At 60.9% G+C, this 18,104-nt stretch carries 19 protein-coding genes and 1 pseudogene; 11 read left to right on the forward strand and 9 right to left on the reverse strand.

Features of this window, described 5'->3' with window-relative positions; translation table 11 throughout:
* On the reverse strand, positions 1-639 hold the full coding sequence (locus DK870_RS10815) for an HD domain-containing protein (protein WP_161548623.1): 639 nt from the start codon (positions 637-639) through the stop codon (positions 1-3).
* 225 nt (positions 640-864) lie between these two features.
* Here DK870_RS10815 and DK870_RS10820 point away from each other — a divergent pair, with 225 nt between their 5' ends.
* Both DK870_RS10820 and DK870_RS10825 read left to right on the forward strand, forming a co-directional pair.
* Positions 865-1,830: a GlxA family transcriptional regulator gene (locus DK870_RS10820; RefSeq protein ID WP_161548624.1), complete on the forward strand. Its 966-nt coding sequence runs from the start codon at positions 865-867 to the stop codon at positions 1,828-1,830.
* Positions 1,802-2,008 (forward strand): annotated as a pseudogene (locus DK870_RS10825) (helix-turn-helix domain-containing protein); the annotation flags it as partial. The gene DK870_RS10820 and the pseudogene DK870_RS10825, both read left to right, overlap by 29 nt.
* A gap of 122 nt (positions 2,009-2,130) precedes the next feature.
* On the opposite strand, the gene DK870_RS10830 reads toward DK870_RS10825, so the two are convergent.
* A complete protein-coding gene (locus DK870_RS10830) occupies positions 2,131-4,485 on the reverse strand; it encodes a penicillin acylase family protein (RefSeq protein WP_161548625.1) in 2,355 nt (784 codons plus the stop codon).
* Between the two features lie 158 nt (positions 4,486-4,643).
* Here DK870_RS10830 and DK870_RS10835 point away from each other — a divergent pair, with 158 nt between their 5' ends.
* Both DK870_RS10835 and DK870_RS10840 read left to right on the forward strand, forming a co-directional pair.
* Positions 4,644-5,750, forward strand: a complete 1,107-nt coding sequence (locus DK870_RS10835) for a GNAT family N-acetyltransferase (protein ID WP_161548626.1) — start codon at positions 4,644-4,646, stop codon at positions 5,748-5,750.
* Positions 5,747-6,625 (forward strand): hypothetical protein, encoded by an 879-nt coding sequence (locus tag DK870_RS10840; RefSeq protein ID WP_161548627.1) that lies wholly within the window; start codon positions 5,747-5,749, stop codon positions 6,623-6,625. Before DK870_RS10835 ends, DK870_RS10840 begins: the two co-directional genes overlap by 4 nt.
* Here DK870_RS10840 and DK870_RS10845 read toward each other — a convergent pair.
* The 4 genes from DK870_RS10845 to DK870_RS10860 form a co-directional block, all read right to left on the reverse strand.
* Entirely contained in the window at positions 6,603-7,823 is a 1,221-nt protein-coding gene (locus DK870_RS10845; RefSeq protein ID WP_161548628.1) for a DegT/DnrJ/EryC1/StrS family aminotransferase, read from the reverse strand. The genes DK870_RS10840 and DK870_RS10845 overlap by 23 nt on opposite strands.
* Positions 7,823-8,233, reverse strand: coding sequence for a multidrug efflux SMR transporter (locus tag DK870_RS10850; protein WP_090368126.1), 411 nt, complete (start codon positions 8,231-8,233; stop codon positions 7,823-7,825). Before DK870_RS10850 ends, DK870_RS10845 begins: the two co-directional genes overlap by 1 nt.
* Entirely contained in the window at positions 8,233-8,589 is a 357-nt protein-coding gene (locus tag DK870_RS10855; protein ID WP_060753527.1) for an EamA family transporter, read from the reverse strand. Before DK870_RS10855 ends, DK870_RS10850 begins: the two co-directional genes overlap by 1 nt.
* Before the next feature lie 90 nt (positions 8,590-8,679).
* Positions 8,680-9,258, reverse strand: a complete 579-nt coding sequence (locus DK870_RS10860) for a DUF6436 domain-containing protein (protein ID WP_104994962.1) — start codon at positions 9,256-9,258, stop codon at positions 8,680-8,682.
* Positions 9,259-9,357: 99 nt separating this feature from the next.
* Between DK870_RS10860 and DK870_RS10865 the strand changes: the two genes are divergently transcribed.
* Positions 9,358-10,299, forward strand: coding sequence for an alpha/beta hydrolase (locus tag DK870_RS10865; protein WP_104994961.1), 942 nt, complete (start codon positions 9,358-9,360; stop codon positions 10,297-10,299).
* 43 nt (positions 10,300-10,342) lie between these two features.
* Here DK870_RS10865 and DK870_RS10870 read toward each other — a convergent pair whose 3' ends face one another.
* Positions 10,343-11,095, reverse strand: coding sequence for a DUF2059 domain-containing protein (locus tag DK870_RS10870; RefSeq protein WP_090368135.1), 753 nt, complete (start codon positions 11,093-11,095; stop codon positions 10,343-10,345).
* 131 nt (positions 11,096-11,226) lie between these two features.
* Here DK870_RS10870 and DK870_RS10875 point away from each other — a divergent pair, with 131 nt between their 5' ends.
* Entirely contained in the window at positions 11,227-11,859 is a 633-nt protein-coding gene (locus DK870_RS10875; protein WP_161548629.1) for a 2OG-Fe(II) oxygenase, read from the forward strand.
* Between the two features lie 2 nt (positions 11,860-11,861).
* Positions 11,862-12,359: a DUF523 domain-containing protein gene (locus DK870_RS10880; protein WP_161548630.1), complete on the forward strand. Its 498-nt coding sequence runs from the start codon at positions 11,862-11,864 to the stop codon at positions 12,357-12,359.
* On the opposite strand, the gene DK870_RS10885 is transcribed toward DK870_RS10880, so the two are convergent.
* Positions 12,295-12,819 (reverse strand): transporter substrate-binding domain-containing protein, encoded by a 525-nt coding sequence (locus DK870_RS10885; RefSeq protein WP_060753521.1) that lies wholly within the window; start codon positions 12,817-12,819, stop codon positions 12,295-12,297. The genes DK870_RS10880 and DK870_RS10885 overlap by 65 nt on opposite strands.
* A gap of 134 nt (positions 12,820-12,953) precedes the next feature.
* Between DK870_RS10885 and DK870_RS10890 the strand changes: the two genes are divergently transcribed.
* Positions 12,954-13,409 (forward strand): DUF4399 domain-containing protein, encoded by a 456-nt coding sequence (locus DK870_RS10890; RefSeq protein ID WP_060753520.1) that lies wholly within the window; start codon positions 12,954-12,956, stop codon positions 13,407-13,409.
* A gap of 67 nt (positions 13,410-13,476) precedes the next feature.
* On the opposite strand, the gene serA is transcribed toward DK870_RS10890, so the two are convergent.
* The gene (serA, locus tag DK870_RS10895; protein ID WP_060753519.1) at positions 13,477-14,706 is read right to left on the reverse strand and encodes a phosphoglycerate dehydrogenase; all 1,230 of its coding nucleotides are present in this window, start codon (positions 14,704-14,706) and stop codon (positions 13,477-13,479) included.
* 204 nt (positions 14,707-14,910) lie between these two features.
* On the opposite strand from serA, the gene DK870_RS10900 reads away from it, so the two are divergent.
* The 3 genes from DK870_RS10900 to DK870_RS10910 all read left to right on the forward strand — a co-directional run bounded on the left by DK870_RS10900 (position 14,911) and on the right by DK870_RS10910 (position 18,101).
* Complete coding sequence (locus DK870_RS10900; protein WP_090368139.1) at positions 14,911-16,305, forward strand: FAD-binding oxidoreductase; 1,395 nt, start codon at positions 14,911-14,913, stop codon at positions 16,303-16,305.
* A gap of 21 nt (positions 16,306-16,326) precedes the next feature.
* Positions 16,327-16,992 carry a fumarylacetoacetate hydrolase family protein gene (locus DK870_RS10905; RefSeq protein WP_090368141.1) on the forward strand — a complete coding sequence of 222 codons (666 nt, stop codon included), beginning with the start codon at positions 16,327-16,329 and terminating at the stop codon, positions 16,990-16,992.
* A gap of 185 nt (positions 16,993-17,177) precedes the next feature.
* A complete protein-coding gene (locus DK870_RS10910) occupies positions 17,178-18,101 on the forward strand; it encodes an SdiA-regulated domain-containing protein (RefSeq protein ID WP_104994958.1) in 924 nt (307 codons plus the stop codon).
* Positions 18,102-18,104: the final 3 nt, after the last annotated feature.

Genomic DNA, 18,104 nt, shown 5'->3' on the forward strand with positions numbered 1-18,104 from the left:
TCAAGCCCAGGGCGATTTGCGGATGACTTCAACAAAATTCATCGGCTTGAACCCCGGCTCCTGATCCACCAGTACATCCGTCTTCACGTTGCCGAACGTGGTCTGTGGGCGATGGCGCAAGCCGTCGGCAAAGGCGCAGATGATGCACTCCTTGAACCCTTCACCCCGTGGATGCGCATGCACCACCGCCTCGCGCTGCACGCTGGAAAACGCTGCGTAATCCATACCCAGGACATCCATCTCGACGCCGGCCGTCACCAGCGCAACGGTTGGGCGTAGATGCTGCGGCACGCCCGGCGTGGTATGCAGGGCGATGGACAGCCACACCTGTTCGATGTCGTCGTCACTCAGCCCGTAAGGCTTGAGAAACGTGGCCGCCGCATTGGCTCCGTCCACTTCGAAACGCTCGTTGTCACTGCGATGACCTTCGACCAGGCCCAGGTCATGGAACATCGCGCCGACGTAGAGCAACTCCGGGTTGTAAGCGAGTTGTTTGCGTTCACCGCTTAAGGCGCCGAACAGGAACACGCGGCGGGAGTGGTGATAAAGCAGGTCGGATTCGACGTCGCGAATGTATTCGGTGGTGGCCTTGGCCAGTGCGCTGTCGGGGATCTGGATACCGGCGATGGTGGTGGTCATGATGGCTCTCCTCTGGAAAGATTCCAGTTTGGTCGTGTGCCTGCAAAGGGGCCATCGCGGCGAGGGAGTGATCCCGGCCAATGTGGTTGCACATCGTGCCAAGGCTGTACGCGATCAAATGTGCGATAGCATCACTTGGGTATACCTGACAGACCGAGTCGCCTGCATCGCAGGCAAGCCCGGCTCCCACAGGGTTTCGCGCCAGTCCAGAGATAAGGTTTACTCATGCAAAAAACCGTTGCCATTCTGATCTTTCCCGGCGTCCAGTCGCTGGATGTGACGGGGCCGATGGATGTGTTTTGCGAGGCCAACCGCTTTTTGCCGCCGCAGGACCATTATCAGCTGGAAGTCATCGGCCTTGGCCACGGCACGATGGCGGCCTCCAACGGCTTGTCACTACAGGCCCATCGGCATTACCGCGAAGCCCTTGAACCCTACGACTTACTGCTGGTCGCTGGCGGCCCGCAATTGCCCTTCGAGGATTTCGGTGCCCCCTTCGATGACTGGCTACGCGGTGCAACACAGAGAGCACAACGCTTCGGTTCGATCTGCAACGGCGCCTTCCTGCTGGCCCGCGCTGGCCTGCTGGATGGAAAAACCGTCACCACCCACTGGAACGACGCCGCAGATCTGGTGCGTCTGTGCCCTACAGCCCAGGTCGATGCCGATCGCCTCTACGCACAGGACGGCAACCTCTACACGTCGGCGGGTGTGACCGCAGGCATCGACTTGTCGCTGTACCTGTTGGCCCAGGACCATGGCCCGGAAGTCGCGCTGAGCGTGGCCAAGCGTCTGGTGGTGTTCACCCAGCGTTCCGGTGGGCAGTCGCAGTTCAGCCCGTTCCTCACGCCCCACGCCGAAGACACCTCGGCGGTGGCGCTGGTGCAGTTGTACGTGTTGGCGAACCTGACGGGGGATTTGACCATCGCCGATCTGGCCAAGGCGGCCAATATGAGTGCACGCAATTTCTCCCGGGTATTTGCCCGTGAAGCACGGATAACGCCGGCTGAGTTTGTCGAGCGAGCCCGGGTGGATGCGGCGCGGGTGATGCTCGAAAGCAGCTGCGCACCGCTCAAGACCGTGGCCTACCAGTGTGGCTTTCGCGATGCCCAGCACATGCGCAGTGTATTCAATCGCCGGCTGGGCGTGACCCCGCAACAGTTCCGGCTTAACTTTGCGGCGCCGGTTTGAGCGTGTCGTAGGCTTCCAGGGCGCGCAGCGTATGGAGCTGGCATTCAACCTGCTGCGCCAGTCGCGCCTGAGCCTGATGGATATCGCCGCGCAAGTGGGCTACCAGTTCCAGGCGGCGTTCAGCAAGAAATCCAAGGAAACCTACGGCGAAGCGCCAGGGCGGATGCGGGCACAGTAGTCGCTGATACAACGCAGATCCAAGTGTGGGAGGGGGCTTGCTCCCGATAGCCGTGTGTCAGTCAGCTCATCTGCTACTGAGACACTGCTATCGGGAGCAAGCCCCCTCCCATATTGATCGAGTTATCGGGCGGGCAATAGTTTCAGGGTGCCACGGGTATTGGCCGTGACTTCCTCATCACTGAAATGTGCCTGTTCATACCCTCCTTCGATGTAGGTTTGCGCCTGATCACTATAGTGTCGATCAAACGGCACGCCGCTTTGCCCCACCGGGTTGATGGTCAAGGCGTGGGCCGGGTCGGCGAAGTCGATCAGGCGGCGGGTCGACGGGCCGTAGGTCACCGGCCAGGGCGCGGGGCCGATCATCGCCGATTGGTTGTTCGGTACCTCGTGGGTGCCGGGGGCGGGGAACGGGCCGACGTTGAAGAGCTTGTCCAATGGCTTCTGCATGCCCAGCGGGTGCCCGTGGGTCAAGGTGTGCGCTTTGCCCCACTGCCACTGGCCGGGGTCATCGCCGAGCGTGGCCTTGAGGTGCGCCAGGCTATTGTCCCAGGCGAGCTTGACGGTGTCGGCACGCGTGCCGTTCCACCACGGCGAATCCGCTGAAGCGGCCAGGCGGGGCAATGCGGCGTCGATCATCCGGGTGGTGAGCAGGGTCTTGAACAGGGCGTCGCCCAGCTTCGGGTGGAAGGTGGCGTCGGTGAGGTTGAACAGGAACTGGTTGAACAGCGTGGCGCTGGTGGAGCCCAGCGGGTAGTCACCCTTCCAGTTTGCAAGCTGTTCCACCAGTTTCAACTGGGCCGGATCCTTGACGACGTCACGCAACACCGGCAGCAACGGCGCCAGCAACCGTGGGCCGTAGGCGGTGGTGGTGCCCAGCTGCAAGGCCTGGCTGTTGTTCACGTCCCACTTCACGCTGTTGTCGCTCAATTGTGTATTCAACTGCTGCCCACGGTCGGCCAGGTTGTAATAGCCGGGGATTTCCATGCCGGTGGGTGAGGCCGGCTGGGCATTGGCCGACACCACATAACCACGCGCCGGATTCTCTTCCTGAGGGTTGGCGCTGAACGGGTAGAAGCCCAGCTTGTCGGCCTGGGCGGTGCTACCGTCGAGGATGAATGCCGGGTTGACCCCAGCCGGGCGGATCGGCAATTGCGCTGCGGCCCACCAACCGATATCGCCCTTGGCATTTGCCCACACGATATTCAGCCCGGGGGCCGACACCTTGGCGGCTGCCGCACGGGCCTTGGTCAGGGTGTCGGCACGGTTGAGTTCGTAGAAGCCTTCGAGGATCGGGTTTTCGGTGTCGAGGAACGCCCACCACATGGCAATCGGCGTCTTGCCGGCATTTTCGCCGAGTACATCATTGATGATCGGACCGTGGGGCGAGCTGCGCAGCGTCAGGATGACCGGCTCCTGGCCTTTGACGGCAATCTGCTGTTCGCTGCTGGTCAGGTCGGTCCATTGGCCGTGGTACCAGACCTGGTTGGGGTTATCCGGGTTGACCTTTTCGGCGATCAGGTCGAGATCGTCGTTCTGGAACATGGTCAGGCTCCAGCCGAAATCCAGGTTGTGCCCCAGGAACGCCACCGGCACCAGCGCGTTGTGGTAGCCGTACAGCTCAAAGCCCGGCGCCGACAGTTGCGCCTCGTACCACACCGACGGCACCGAGAAGCGGATATGCGGGTCACCTGCCAGCAACGGTTTGCCGCTTTGGGTGCGGCTGCCGCTGATGGCCCAGGCGTTGCTGCCCTCGAACTGCGGCAGGCCGTTATCGGCCAAGGCCCTGTCACTCAGGGCGGCGAGGGCGCCGAGGCTTTTCCAGTCGCCGGCGGCCAGGTTGAGCGCGCCCTTGGGTTGCCAGTCCAGGTCGAAGACTTTCAGGTAATCGCTACCCAGCTGGTCGCGTACATAAGTCAGCACAGGTTCGGTACGAAACGCGACGGCAAAACTGTAGGCCATGTACCCGGCGACGCTGATGGTGTCTTCGGGTGTAAAGGGCCGCTTGGTGATGCCCAGCACATCGAACTCCATGGGGCTGGCGTGGCTGTCCTGATATTGGTTGATCCCGTCCAGATAAGCTTGAAGGGCTTTCCAGGCGCTCGAGTCGTGGTCGATGTGTTCCACGTAGCTCAAGGCCCGTTCACGAATACGCAGGCTGCGGAACAGTTTATCGGTTTCCAGCAACTTGGGGCCCAGCACCTCGGCCAGCTCGCCACGGGCCAGGCGCCGCATGATCTCCATCTGGAACAGGCGGTCCTGGGCATGCACATAGCCCAGGGCGCGATACAGGTCGGCCTCGTTCTCGGCGCGAATGTGCGGCACGCCACGGTCGTCGTAACGCACCGTGACGGAGCCTTGCAGATGGTTGAGCATGACCGTGCCCTGACGCGTGGGTTGCTTGCTGTAGACATACCAGCCGGCGCCGGCCAGGAGGGCGGTAATCAGTAGGGCAAGCACGGTCAGGCTGCGTTTCATGGACGGTCCTTGAGTCAGTCACCTGGGAGGTCAACGGAGTCTAATCGGTTTGGTGGCGACTGAGGGAAATGCTGACGCGCCGTTGTGACAGCCAAGGTTCAAGCGGCCAGCGCTGCCGATGAGCTACTATTGCGCCCGTCGTCCTTGAGCCTTTTTTCATGACCTGCGCCACGCAACCCAAGCCAGTTCCCAGCCCTTCAGACGTGACCTACGCCTGCAGCCTGGAAGCGCAATCGCTGATCAGCCGCTTTTTGCAGCATCCGCCGGCAGGCTTTGACGCCCGGCTGTCCGACCAGGGGTTGCCGTACTTCTTCACGCCATTCGACCTGTTGACCACTGCCGACGAGGACTTCGTGAAGCGTGTGCGCGGCTGGCCAGGCTATGCCTTGTGGCATTCATGGTTGCGTATCGACAGCTGCTTTGTGGGCACCACGGTCAGTGAATATGCGCCGTTCCCCCAGGGCGTATCGCCCCAGGAGCTTGCGCAGTGGCTGCAAGAGGAATGCGTCCCGCAGCGCAAACTCACCATCGTCAAAGACGTGCCTCACGACTCCCCGCTGCTCAGCGAGGCCGACAACCGCTACGCGCAAGCCTTGATCGATGAGTGCACGCGGCGTGGTTTCATCAGCCTCGAGGGCCAGGCACTGGCTTATGTGCCGATCAACTTCACCACCCTCGACGAATACCTTGGGCGCTTGTCCCACAGCCGTCGGCGTAATATCCGACGCAAACTGCGCAGCCGCGAAGCGTTGCGCGTAGAAATCCTCGACACCGGCGATGAGCGCTTCAACGATGATGCCTGGCTGACGCAGTTGTACGGGTTGTACAAGGCGGTGTACGACCAGAGCGAGATCCATTTTGACCTGCTCACGCCGGAGTTCTTCACCGGCTTGCTCAGGGACGCCGGTACTGACGGGCGCGTGTTCTGCTACTGGCACTGCGACGAACTGATCGGCTACAACCTGTGCTACGTGGAGGGCGACAAGCTGCTCGACAAGTACATCGGGCTCAATTACCCGCAGGCGCTGGAGTTCAACCTGTACTTCGTCAGCTGGTTCGTGAACCTGGAGTACGCAGTGGCGAATGGGCTGAAGTTTTATGTGGCGGGCTGGACCGACCCGCAGGTCAAGGCCAACCTCGGTGCCGACTTCACCTTCACGCGCCACTTGGTCTGGGTGCGCAACCCGTTGTTGCGCAAGCTGGGCAACCGCTTGCGTCATCATTTTGAAAGCGACAACCAATGGCACCAGGAGCACACCGCATGAGCCTGGACCGAGCACCGCTGATTCTCGATTTCGATGGTGCCGTCAGTGACATTGCTGGCGCGATCACCTTACCGCTGCAGGCCTGGCAGGAGAAAATCCGCTTCGGCTGCCGTTGGGCCCAGTTCAAGGAACTGGAAACCGCCCTGCACGCGCAGATGCCCAGCGATTACGGTTGCGTGTTTACCGGCAGCGGCGACTATCACCATCTCAGCCAGCTCCTGTTGAACCGCCTGCCCGCGCAGCAGAAGTACCAACTGATCATCTGCGACAACCACCCCGACAACATGCGCTACCCGTTCGGCATCCACTGCGGTTCGTGGGTGTATTGGGCCAGCCGTCTGCCTCAGGTCGAGCATGTGCATGTGCTGGGGATCGGTTCGCAGGACATTGCCTTGGGCCACGCCTGGGAGAATCACTGGTCGCCACTGCTCAAGCGCAAGTTGACCTACTGGAACGTCAACGTCGATACGCGCTGGATGAACTGGATCGGCGCCGGACCGAGCAATCGTGCGTTCGGCCATCCGGATGAGTTGATGCGTACGTTCCTGGCGCAGCTTGATCGTTCGCTGCCGGTTTATCTGTCCATCGACAAAGATGTGCTGAGCCCCCAGGTGGTGAACACCAACTGGGACCAGGGTGAGTTCCTGGAGCAGCATTTGAATGACCTGATCGACGCCTGCCAAGGCCAGATCATTGGCGCGGACGTCACGGGTGACGTCTCGGCCTACCACTATGAAAGCAAATTCAAGCGCTGGTTGAGTGCGTCCGATGGTCAGGAAGAACTGCCTGAGGCGCAGGTGCAGATCTGGCAACAGCAGCAGAACGCGTTGAATGGTCGCTTGGTCGCGCGCATCAATCAGGGTTGGAAACGATAACCTTCAGCTGGGCGAGGACCTGTTCGAAGTGTTCGTCGGTCAGCCAATGGCTGTTGCTGATCGACAGGGTGCGGCGGGCGAAAGCCTGGGCTTGGGGGAGCGGGCTGCCAGGCACCAGCAAGGGGGCCACGTCGGGGTAATCCGGCAAGGTGTGAATGAACAGGCGCGTCACGCCCAGCCCCGCGGTCCAGAGCTGCGCCATCGCCGTATCCCGGGCCTGTGCCGAGGGCATCACCACCATCAGAAAAGGCCAGGTGCCTTGCTGCCCGGGCCGGTCCAGGATGACCGAGACACCGGGCAAGGCATTCAAGCGTGCGGCACGGCGCAGCGCGCGGGTGCGGCCTTGTTGCAGGTGATCGGGCAAGCGAGCCAGCGCCGCCGCGCCGACCCTGCGGCGATAGCCACCCAGGGCATGCAGCGGAATGTCGTTGACCGAAAAATCATCACCCACGGCGGCGACTTCATCGCCTTGCGCCAGCGCCTTGCGCAAGGCCTTGCCATACACGTAATACAAGCCGTACGGCCGATAAAGCAGGGCGTATCCCCACAGCTCGGCGCTGCGCTGCAACTCCCAGCGCAGGCTGAAGGGCAGGTCCTGGCGAGATTGGCGATGCAGCGCTTGATGCAACACCGGGTCGCGGCTGAACAATACTCCGCCTTCTGCCGTCGTCAGGCCTTTACCCAGCGCCATGCTGAAAAAGCCCACGTCGCCTTTGAGCCCGACGCTCTGCCCATCGTCCAGCGCACCCATGGCTTGCGCGGCATCTTCGATGACCGCTGCGCCGATGGCGCCGGCAATGCGCTTGGCGGTTCCGACATCAGCCACGCGTCCGGCCAGATGGGTGACCACCACCGCCAGGGTAGTTTCGTCGCACAACTGCACCAGGTGCTGTTCGTCCAGGTCGATGCTGTCGGGTTGCAAATCACAGGGCACCACCTGCAACGGTGGGCAGTAATGGGCGGCCAAGGCGACCAGCGGGCAGGTATAGGCCGGCACGATGAGCCGGGTACGGCCCGGCATGCGCCGTTGCAAAACCCTTAGGGCGATCACCAGTGCAGCGGTCCCGGAGCACGTCAGCGCCGGCAGCGGAATCGACAGTTGACGGGCCAGGGCAGGGGCCAGGTCGCCCGAGAGGCCGAGCAGGTCCCGCCAGCGCAGGGGCAGCCCTGCGGTGGGCGGAATCTCGCGAGGCATCATCAGGCAAGCGTCTCGGAGCGACCGGCACCGATGACTTTTCCGGCTTCGTCTTCACTGCGTGCCAGGCACAGAATGCCGGCAATGATCAACGCGCCGCCGACGATTTTCGGCAGGGTCAGGCTGTCATCGAACAGCCACACGGAAATCAGCGTGACGCTGATCAGTTCCAGGTGAGAGGCCGCAAAAGCCGGGCCCACCGGGGCGTATTTGAGCAAGGTCATCCAGGTGAAGAACGCGCCGATATAACCCACGAAGGCGCCGTAGATCCATGGGGCGCCAAATACGCGTATCAGCCAGGCGGTGTCCATCGTCAGGGGTTCTGCATGCACCGAGGCGAACTTGAAGCTGACCTGCGCCAAGGTGTCGAAAATGATCAGCGCGAGAAAACCCAGGATATAAAAGCGTTTCATTATTCAAACCCCACGACGGTCACGCCACAGGCGATCAGCATGATGCCGATCAACCGCCATTTGCTCAGGCTTTCCTTGAACAGGAAGCGACCGGCAATCATGATCACCACAATGTTGATGGAACCCAGCATCACGCCGACCGACAACGGCACCAATGTCAGGAACGCCAGCCACAACACGAATTCGAAGACATAGCAGAGAACGCCAATCCAGATCCATGGCCGCTTGAGCATGTGTTTCCAGTGGGCCAGGCCGTCATGCTCGGCGCTGGCTGAAGCCGCTGCCTTGAACGCCAACTGGCCGGATGTATCGACGATGACGTTGAGTATCCAGAGGATAATGGTTAATTGGCTCATGTGTTCCTATGCTTACAATCCTGCCGAAAACGTACGATACAGTAGCCTGTCGCCGGGGTGACTGGAGTTTGCCGGTCGAACAGCCTGTGTTCAGTTTGATGTCTTGCTCCACTGGCAATAGCAGCCCACCGCCAGGGTGTGGGTGGCGTCAACTTCGCGCCCGGCCTCGAGGGCTTTCAAGATCGGTTCGATAAAGCTGTTACTGGAATTACAGGTCAGCCCTTCACTGTAGGGGCCGAAATACGCGAGCTTGCCCGTGCGGTCCCAGATACCCACGGCAGGTGTCGCCGGCACCTGATCGGCGCCGGGCAGGGCGGCAAGCGTTTTCATCCTGTTCAGGTTGTCGGGCAGTTGACCGTGGCTGCCGGCCTTTTGCAGGGCATAAAACTCCACGCCCTGAGGCGCGTACTGCTCGATCAGCTCGCCCAGATGCTGCTGGTTACCCACGTTGCACGGGCACGCCGGGTCCCAGAAGTGCACCAGGCGGATCGGCCCCGGGCCCGCGAGTTCGGCGGGCAGGCGCAGAGTGTCGCCGGAGAACACCGCCGTGTGTTCGCTGAAGGCGCGCAGGTAGCGGCCCTGGAACCAGTCATAGGCCGTCCACAGCACACCGGTGCAAATGGCCAGAATCAGGCTGGCGAACAGGGCAGTGCGCAGGTGCTGTCGCATTCGGATCTATCCTCGGAGGTCGCGTAGCTTGCCATGCTTGCTCTGACAGATGAATATCGCAGGTCGATATTCATCTTCACCCTCAGTCTGGAAGCCTTTATGCCCGTCACTTTTGACCCCGATCATCTACGCGAAAGCTTGCGGCCCCTGGTGGATGCGCAGCCGCTTTCTGTGGAGGCCCGGGTCTACCAGCGTTTCTACGGGCTGGACCTGCCTGCGCGCAAAGTGCCGGCGGTGAGTCGCCTGGGGCGCTTCGAGGTGCAAGGCTTCCAAGTGGTGGCGCAGGTGTGGTGGCCGGCACAGCCGGTGGCGACGATGTTCATGTTCCATGGCTTCTACGACCATATGGGACTGTACCGCCACGTTGTGGATTGGGCGCTGGACCAGGGGTTTGTGGTGATCGCCTGCGATTTGCCGGGCCATGGCTTGTCCAGTGGCGCCCGTGCCAGCATCGATGATTTTGCGGTGTACCAGGCGGTGGTGCAGGCGCTGTTCGCCCAGGCTCAAACCCTGCAACTGCCGCAACCCTGGCACCTGTTCGGGCAAAGCACCGGCGGTGCAGTGGTGGTCGACCACTTGCTCAACCAGGGCGTCGACAGCCCGGCCCAAGGCAAGACCTTCCTGCTGTCGCCCTTGGTGCGGCCGCGCGCCTGGGGCTGGTCGCAGGTCAGCTATTACCTGCTGCGCCCGTTTGTAAAAGGCATCGCCCGCCGGTTCAGCGAGAACACCCACGACCCGGATTTCAAACCGTTCCTGGAAGCCGACCCGTTGCAACCCCGCCAACTGCCCACGGCGTGGGTCGGCGCGTTGGCGAGCTGGATCAAGCGCATCGAAGCCGCGCCGCGCAGCCCACGGCGGCCAGTGATCGTGCAAGGCGAGGAGGATATGACGGTGGACTGGCAGCACAACTTGCAGGTGCTGCGGGGCAAGTTCGATCAGCCTGAGGTGTTGATGCTGCCGCGTGGCCGGCATCATCTGGCCAATGAAATTCCAGAGATTCGCCGGCAATACTTCAGTTTCCTCACGGAGCATCTGAAGTAGCACAATCCAACAGTGGGAGGGGGCTTGCTCCCTCCCACATGGGTTATTGCGACAGGCTGGAGGTGCTTTGCCCGACTGCAAGCCCTGCGCGGATGGCGGCAAGGGCAGCCTGGTAATACGCCTTACCCTCCGGCGACTCGGCAAATGTCGCGAACTCTTCCAACTCTGGGTCGGACAGGTTCCGATAGACGTACAACAGCGTGTTGTTCAAGTCATTGCCAATCTGCCGCATCAGGCGCTCGCGCTGCCCATTCAACATGCCCTGGGCCTGGCCTCCGCCCAGCAGGCCGGGAATCATCTGGCTCAAACTGTCAGCCGCGACACCGGCAATCGCCAGGCTGACTTCCGCGCCAGCTTCGCGCGCCGGCAGGGCCTGGGCCAGGTGGCCGATGATCAGGCTGCGGGTTGCATCGGCTTCCATGTGCGGCAAGCCCTGGGCGTTTTTCGCCAACTGGTCGCGGCGGGTGGCGAGCAGTTCGGCGTCGACAATCTTGCGGCCCAGGGGCGACTGAAAAAACGCCAGCGCGGGCTTCGGGTCTGCCAGGTGCTGGCGCAATTGCGCTTCGGCGCGCTGGTCCATGGCCTGGGCGGCAAAGCGTTTGTTGCTGTTGTCCACCAGCGCCTGGTACACCGCCGGCGGCAGGCTATTGCGGTAGCGTTGTTGGGCGGCACTGAGGGCGTCATTGAAGTGCGCACGTTGTTCGGCCCAGCCGGCGACCTTGTACAACTGGTCATGGCTGTCTGCCCAGGCGGGCAAAACGCAGAACATCAGCACGGAAAAAAACAAACGACGCATAGGGACTCCTGTCAGTCGGCCACTATTGTCCGTGTCAGGCGTAGGATTTGTCGAGAAGTCCTATCAGTCACCTGACTAAAGTGTATTCAGACGCTCGGCGGCTCTGTCGAATTCACAGGCGTATGGATACTATGCGCGCCATGCAAATATCCCTCGATCACCCGCTGCTGCAACGTATCGTCGACGACCTGGCCGAAAAAGGCTGGTCGCAGCAAAATGGCTTCCTGCCCCAGGCTCTGACCCTGGAGCTGGCGGCCGAGTGCCGTAAACGTGCGGCCGAAGGTGAGCTGGCGCCTGCCGCTGTCGGGCGCGGGCCGGCCCAGGAAATCCGCGAGGGGATTCGCGGTGACCATATCCAGTGGCTGGAAGAGGGCGACGCGCCGGTGTGCGAGACCTACATGGGGTTGATGGACAGCCTGCGGCTGGCCATGAACCGCCATCTGTTCCTGGGCCTTGAAGACTTCGAAAGCCACTTCGCGATGTACCCGCCGGGTGCGTTTTATCTCAAGCATCTGGACCGTTTTCGCGATGATGACCGGCGAACGGTGTCGGCAGTGGTCTATTTGAACGACGCCTGGTTGCCTGAGCATGGCGGCCAGCTGCGCATGTACCTCAAGGATGGCGTGGAATACGATGTGCAGCCCACCGGCGGTTGCCTGGTAGTGTTCCTCTCGGGTGAAGTCCCTCACGAAGTGCTGCCCGCCACGCGTGAGCGCTTGTCCTTGACCGGCTGGTTTCGTCGACGGGGCAACGAGCCGTTTTAAACATGGAAAAAATTCTCGTCAGCCGTTGCCTGCTTGGGCACAAGGTGCGCTACGACGGTGGCGCCAGTGGCACGTTCGACCTATTGACGCAGTGGCAGGCCGAGGGGCGTGTGGTCGCGATCTGCCCGGAGGTGGCGGGTGGCTTGCCGACGCCACGCCCACCCGCCGAGATTGCGGGTGGGCAGGGCATCGATGTATGGGATGGGCGTGCCCGAGTGCTGACCGCCGAGGGCGAAGACTTCAGCGGCGCCTTCGTCGAGGGCGCCCGCCAGGCGTTGGCATTGGCGCAGCGCCACGGTATCCGCATTGCCATCCTCAAGGCCAACAGCCCATCCTGTGGCAACCGGCTGATCTATGACGGCACCTTCAGTGCCGTCAAGGTGAGCGGCGAGGGCGTGACTGCGGCGCTGCTCAAGCGCCATGGGGTGTTGGTGTTCAGTGAGCAGGAGTTGCCTGAAGCGGCTCAGGCATTGGCGCAATTGCAGGCGGTTGGTCCTTGAACCACTTATGCGAGAGCGCTTTCAAGCGGCCATCGGCCTTGATCTGCTGCAGCGCCCTGTCCAGGCTGGTCTTGAACGCCGGGTTGCCCTTCTGAAACGGAATCGCCAGCTCCGGCTTTTCCAGGTAAGCCTCGCTGAAATCGAACCGATCCTGCAACTGCGCAGTCATAGCGATATGGTTGATGGCCACGTCATATTTGCCGGTTTCAACGCCTGGTAGCAGGTCGCTGTCATCGGTGGTGATAAAGGAGGGGCGCACGTCCAGTTCCTTGGCCAATTCTTCACCCAACTCCACTTCAAAGCCGGTTAGCTTATTGTCGTCCTTGAAGTTGAATGGCGGGGTGTTGGCTTGCACTGCGATGCGCAGTTCGCCGCGATCAAACACATCGTCGATCAGTTCGGCATGAGCCAAGGGGCTCAAAAGAGGCAGTAAAAGTACAAGGCCAGGCGAAAAGCGCATGGTCGCTCCTAAGGAATTGAGCTGTACGAGGCACCGTCCAGCATCGCTTTGCTATTGTGTTGAGTGCCTTGGACAGCAATTTGTCGCGAAGTTGTCATAACCCAACAGATTTCCTGCAGAAACTGGAGAAGCGAATGAAAGCCCTATCAGTCCGAGCAACATCCGCCCGTGCAACGATTGCCAGCCTGTTGCTGGGTGCCTCGATGTTGGCCACCGCCGCCGATGGCATCCCGCGTAGCGCGCCACCTGAAGGTGCCAAAGTGTTTATCGTGTCGCCCAAAGATGGCGCCACTGTGGATAAAACCTTTACCGTCAAATTCGGCATGGAAGGCTTGAAGCTCGCGCCGGCCACTGACCAGACCCCGGGCACCGGCCACCACCATCTGCTGGTTGACCAGAAAGAGCTGCCTGACGCCAGCGTACCGATCCCGGCCACCGACACCGTGATCCACTACGGCAAGGCCCAGACCGAGACCGAATTGACCCTCACCCCAGGCAAGCACACCTTGCAATTGGTGGCCGGCGACAAACTGCATATGCAGTTCAACCCGACTGTAGCCTCGAAAGTGATCACGGTTAACGTCAAATAAGATTTGTTCAGACAAAAAAATGGGAGACCCCTGCGGGTCTCCCATTTTTATTGGTAGGCGCGGGTTCTTAGAACAGAACGCGGCTACGAATCGTGCCCTTGATGTGCTGCAACTTCTCTTGCGCCAGGTCCGAGTACTCGGCGTCGACGTCGATCACCACGTAACCGACCTTCTCGTTGGTCTGCAGGAACTGACCGGAGATGTTGATGCCGTTCTCTGCGAAGACCTTGTTGATCTCCATCAGCACGCCAGGGATGTTCTGGTGGATGTGCAGCAGACGGTGCTTGCCAGGGTGAGCCGGCAGGGCCACTTCCGGGAAGTTCACCGACGATACGGATGTACCGTTGTCGCTGTACTTGACCAGCTTCTCCGACACTTCCAGGCCGATGTTGGCTTGGGCTTCAGCGGTGGAACCACCGATGTGCGGGGTCAGGATCACGTTGTCCAGGCCGCGCAGCGGGCTTTCGAAGATGTCATCGTTGGAGCGAGGCTCTACCGGGAACACATCGATGGCGGCGCCGATCAGGTGCTTGTCCTTGATCGCAGCAGCCAGGGCATCCAGTTCGACCACGGTGCCGCGTGCGGCGTTGATCAGGATGCCGCCTTTCTTGATGGCACGGATTTCCTTCTCGCCGATCATCCACTGGGTTTCGGCGGTTTCCGGAACATGCAGGGTCACGATGTCGGACATGCCCAGCAACTCGGTCAGGCTGCCCACTTGGGTGGCATTGCCCAACGGCAGCTTGGTCAGGGTGTCGTAGAAGAACACCTGCATCCCCAAGCCTTCAGCCAGGACCGACAGCTGAGTGCCGATCGAGCCGTAACCGACGATACCCAGCTTCTTGCCGCGGATTTCGAAGGAGTTGGCCGCGCTCTTGATCCAGCCGCCACGGTGGCAGGATGCGTTCTTCTCAGGAATACCGCGCAACAGCAGGATGGCCTCGGCCAGCACCAGTTCCGCCACGGAACGGGTATTGGAGTACGGTGCGTTGAACACCGCGATGCCGCGCTCGCGCGCTGCGTTGAGGTCGACCTGGTTGGTGCCGATGCAGAAACAGCCGACCGCCACGAGTTTCTTGGCGTGATCGAAGATCTCTTCGGTCAGCTGAGTGCGGGAGCGAATGCCGATAAAGTGCGCGTCGGCGATCTTTTCCTTGAGCTGGGCTTCCGGCAGAGAACTGGTGATGTACTCAATGCTGGTGTACCCGGCGGCTTTCAGAACGTCGACAGCCGATGGGTGGACGCCTTCCAGAAGAAGGAACTTGATCTTGCTCTTATCGAGAGAAGTCTTGCTCATCTGCGTAAACCTGTATCCCGGAGAAAAATGGCAGGGAGTCGAGCAGCGCAAGCTGACCCGGACGGCAGGAAAGCCGTCACCGCAGAAACGCCCTTGGGCTCTGTCCTGCGGGGGCGGTATGCTAGCATACGCGCCCCGCTAACACTCATTCCTGCGACGTGAAGCGTTCTCAGGATGACCATGAATTGTTCGAGAGTTCTGTCGATGACCCATCCTGCCCTGATTGATGAGCTGAAGACCCTGGTTGAGCCCGGCAAAGTGCTGACCGATGCAGACTCCCTGGAGGCTTACGGCAAGGATTGGACCAAGCACTTCGCCCCTGCGCCTACCGCCATCGTCTTCCCCAAGACCATCGAGCAGGTGCAAGCCATCGTCCGCTGGGCCAACACGCACAAGGTGGCGCTGGTGCCGTCCGGCGGTCGTACCGGCCTGTCGGCGGCAGCGGTGGCGGCAAATGGCGAAGTGGTGGTGTCGTTCGACTATATGAACCAGATCCTCGACGTGAACCTCACCGACCGTACCGCCGTGTGCCAGCCGGGCGTGGTTACCAAGCAGTTGCAGAACGCAGCCGAAGAACAGGGCCTGTACTATCCGGTGGACTTCGCTTCATCCGGTTCCAGCCAGATTGGCGGCAATATCGGCACCAATGCCGGCGGGATCAAGGTAATTCGCTACGGCATGACCCGCAACTGGGTCGCCGGCATGAAAGTGGTCACCGGCAAGGGTGATGTGCTGGAACTGAACCGCGACCTGATCAAGAACGCCACCGGCTACGACATGCGTCAGCTGTTCATCGGCGCTGAAGGCACCCTGGGCTTCGTGGTCGAAGCCACCATGCGCCTGGACCGTGCGCCGAAGAACCTCACCGCGATGGTGCTGGGTACCACCGATTTCGACTCGATCATGCCGGTATTGCATGCGTTCCAGAGCAAGCTGGACCTGACCGCGTTCGAGTTCTTCTCCGACAAGGCCCTGGCCAAAGTCCTGGGGCGCGGCGACGTGCCGGCGCCGTTCGAAACCGAGTGCCCGTTCTACGCGCTGCTGGAGTTCGAAGCGACGACCGAAGAAGTCGCCAACCACGCCCTGGAAACCTTCGAGCACTGCGTCGAGCAGGGCTGGGTGCTGGACGGCGTGATGAGCCAGAGCGAAACCCAGCTGCACAACCTGTGGAAACTGCGCGAGTACATCTCCGAAACCATTTCCCACTGGACGCCGTACAAAAACGATATTTCGGTCACTGTCTCCAAAGTACCGGCGTTCCTGCAGGAAATTGACGCAATCGTCGGCGAACATTATCCGGATTTCGAAATTGTCTGGTTTGGCCACATCGGCGACGGCAACCTGCACCTGAATATCCTCAAGCCGGAAAACCTGAGCAAGGATGAGTTCTTTGCCAAGTGCGCTACCGTGAACAAGTGGGTGTTCGAAACCGTCCAGAAATACAACGGCTCGATCTCCGCCGAGCACGGCGTGGGCATGACCAAGCGTGATTACCTGACTTACAGCCGCTCGCCGGTTGAGATCGAATACATGAAAGCAGTGAAGGCGGTGTTCGACCCGAACGGGATCATGAACCCTGGCAAAATCTTCGCTGTTTAACCGCCCCGAAGGAGTCGTTTCATGAGCTATCAGCACAAGTATGTCGACGGCACCAACATCCACTTTCCGCTGGGTAAAGTGGTGTGTATTGGGCGCAACTACGCTGAACATGCCAAGGAGCTGGATAACCCGGTGCCGACCGAGCCGTTGCTGTTCATCAAGCCGGGCAGCTGCGTGGTGCCGCTGGAAGGCGGTTTCAGCATTCCGACCGAACGCGGTTCGGTGCATTACGAAGCGGAGATCGCGGTGCTGATCGGCAAACCGCTGTCGAACAAGCCCAGCCGCGAAGAAGTGCTCGACGCGATCTCCGGCTTCGCCCCGGCCCTGGACCTGACCTTGCGCGACAAGCAAGCCGAGCTGAAAGCCAAGGGCCTGCCGTGGGAAATCGCCAAGTCCTTTGACGGCGCGGCGGTGATTGCACCATTCGTGGTCGGCAGCACCTTCCCGGACGTGACCGATATCGGTATCCGCCTGACCATCAACGGTGAAGTGCGTCAGGACGGCAACAGTTCGCAAATGCTCAACCCGATCATTCCGATGATCCAGCACATGGCCGGCTGTTTCTCGCTGCAGGCCGGCGACGTGATCCTCACCGGCACCCCGGCCGGCGTGGGGCCACTGAACGTGGGTGATGAGTTGGTGCTGGAGTTGCCGGGCGTGAGCCAGTTCGAAAGCAGCGTTCGCTGATTGCCTGCGGATGTGCCGCCAAGGAGCGAGCTCGCTTCTTGGCGACACATCCGGCCCTCTCACTCGCCGCAGCAGTAAAGGTTTTGCATTTTTTTCACACGCCATCCGGATAATCCGTAGCTTCCTGCGCGCGGGTTTTCTGATCCTGTGCTATCCCCTTTAGCTGTCTTTCTGGAAAGCGCTCAATGGCCGTGTCTCTCCCCTCGTCGAAACCCAAGCTTCGCTCACGCTTTGCCCTGCGCTGGTATTCCTGGCTGTTTTTGGCCGGCACGATCATCTATGGCGTCGCCTGGGCGATGCATTGGGATGATCGGGGCGTGTTGTGGGTTGCCGAACGCTTCGAGACGCCGTTCGAGCGTCAGGCCAGCGTATGGCTGCCTGACTACCGTGCGGTGATTGACGCCAAGTTGCTGCCCGGCATGGAAAAAGATGAGGCTTCGGATGTCTCCTACAATCCGCAGACCAAAACCCTGTTCTCGGTCATGGGCAAGAACGCCTTCCTCGTCGAGTTAAGCCTGCAGGGCGATGTGCTGCGCAAGATGCCGCTCAATGGCTGGAGCAACCCGGAAGGCGTGACGGTGATGGAAAATGGCCTGATGGCGGTGGTTGACGAACGCGACCACAGCCTGACCGTCGTCAAGGTCGATGCCGTCACCACCCAACTGAACAAAGCAGATTTCACCAGCTATGACCTGGGGCCGTCCAAGGATCAGAACAAAGCCTTTGAGGGTGTCACCTGGGACAAGCGCAACCAGCAGATCGTACTCGGCGAAGAGCGCCCACCGGCGTTGTTTACCTGGAAATCCGATGGCAACACCTTGACGGGCGACAAGCAAAAGCTTGCCAGCACCGAGTTGGACATGCGCAACCTGTCCGCCCTGGCGATTGACCCGCGTACCGGCCACATGCTGGTGCTGTCGGCGGACTCCCACCTGCTCCTGGAGTTGGATGAAAAGGGCAAACAAGTCAGCTTCATGACCCTGCTCGGTGGCTTCAACGGCCTCAAGCACACCATCCCGCGTGCGGAAGGTGTCACGATGGATGAGGACGGTACGGTGTATATCGTCAGTGAGCCGAACCTGTTCTATCGCTTCGAAAAGCAGAAATAGACT

The organism is Pseudomonas sp. Q1, from assembly GCF_009935975.1.
Lineage (GTDB): Bacteria > Pseudomonadota > Gammaproteobacteria > Pseudomonadales > Pseudomonadaceae > Aquipseudomonas > Aquipseudomonas palleroniana.